Annotated in this window: 1 pseudogene; it reads right to left on the bottom strand. The window is 66.7% G+C overall.

The features are described 5' to 3' along the window. Window positions 1-387 precede the first annotated feature (387 nt). Window positions 388-972: pseudogene (locus IF30_RS46170) on the bottom strand (IS5 family transposase); the annotation flags it as partial.

Here is a 972-nt window from a genome sequence, read left to right on the forward strand (position 1 = left end):
TTCTGCATGGGCCTGGCACTGTCCCAGTACGAACGCCAGGACAACCCCGTCTACGCGAACGACCCCAGACTGACCACGACCGCCCCCTGACCGCGCCGGGGGCTCCGACGTCCACTGGCTCGTGGTGTCCCGTCTCCCTGACCCAATCTTTCGCAGAATTGCGAAAGACTGGGTCAGAATGTCGGCGTCCAGTGACGTTCCAGCGCGGCTAGTGTCGGTCCAGCATGACCTTTGATTTTCCAAGTTCGCAGGTCAGTGGCATGACCCCTCGCCTACCCTCTTCCATATAAAGGGTCCGCCGCCGTCTCCCGAACGTTGCCTCCGGCAGGCCCGCAATCCGTGCCGCTGCCGCAGCCCGGGCTGATCCCTAGGGATCGTCTTCAAAGATCAGATCCAGAGCAGAATCGAGGCGATGGCGACGGCGGCCTGGTAGGACTCGCGGGTCTTGTCGTATCTGGTGGCGAGGCCGCGCCGTTGCTTGAGCCGGTTGAAGCAGCGTTCGACGACGTTGCGGAGCCGGTATGTCTGTCGGTCGAAGGCGGGTGGTCGGCCGCCGTGTGAGCCGCGGTTGAGTCGGCCGAGCGCCTGATCGGCGCGTTCGGGGATGGTGTGTGGGATGCCGCGTCGGCGCAGGTAGGTGCGGATTTTTCGGGAGCTGTAGCCCTTGTCGGCGATGAGGTGGTCGGGCCGGGTGCGCGGGTGCCCCGGCCCGACCCGTGGGACCCGGATCGTCTCCAGGACGGCTTCGAGGCGGGTGCAGTCGTTGGTGTTGCCGCCCGTGAGGACGAAGCCGAGCGGGCGGCCGCGTCCGTCGCAGGCGAGGTGGAGTTTGGTGCTCAGTCCTCCGCGGGATCGGCCGAGGGCGTGATCACCCGCTTCGTCGTGGAGTCGACCGACACCAGCCAGTCGATGTCCCCGGCCGCGTCCTTCTCCGCCTGGATCGCGTGGAGCATCCGGGAGAACGTGCCGTCC

Source organism: Streptomyces sp. NRRL S-350 (assembly GCF_000719705.1).
Taxonomy (GTDB): domain Bacteria; phylum Actinomycetota; class Actinomycetes; order Streptomycetales; family Streptomycetaceae; genus Kitasatospora.